This window comes from Arsukibacterium sp. MJ3, from assembly GCF_000987765.1.
GTDB lineage: Bacteria > Pseudomonadota > Gammaproteobacteria > Enterobacterales > Alteromonadaceae > Alishewanella.
This window is the reverse complement of record NZ_LAHP01000184.1, coordinates 1-428: the sequence shown is the minus strand read 5'-3', so window position 1 is coordinate 428 and position 428 is coordinate 1. Positions and strand designations below refer to the sequence as shown.

Genomic DNA, 428 nt, shown 5'->3' with positions numbered 1-428 from the left:
TAGTTGTAGGCACGAAATGCGTGCTGTCCTAGGGTATTAAATTGCCATAGCAACGCGCCAGTTTGCCGATTTAAGGCACTCATTGCGCCCTGTTCACTTAGCACATACACATGCTCGTTATCCATCGCTGGCGTGGAACGAATCGCCCCATGCGTATCAAACACCCAGCGCACCGATTTGCTCTCGCGATCAAAGGCATACAACACGCCAATATCACTGCCTATTACAATAAGTTCATCATCCACCACCGGCGATGCCGTAACCGTAGTAGGAATACGATGCTGCCAATGCAGCTGTAAATCTGTTGGCCAAGCTTGCGAAATAGAGGCGTTGCGCTCAGCATTGCCATTAAAGGTTGGCCACGAATTGACATCACTATTGTTATAGCTATTGGCATAGCTATTCGTTGGCATCGATAGCCACAGCAC

General features: G+C 48.8%; 1 protein-coding gene. It reads right to left on the bottom strand.

Annotation, left to right across the window (positions count from 1 at the left end):
• Nucleotides 1-428, bottom strand: a 428-nt coding sequence (locus VT06_RS17410) for a PQQ-binding-like beta-propeller repeat protein (protein WP_152659073.1), incomplete at both ends; no start/stop codon positions are given.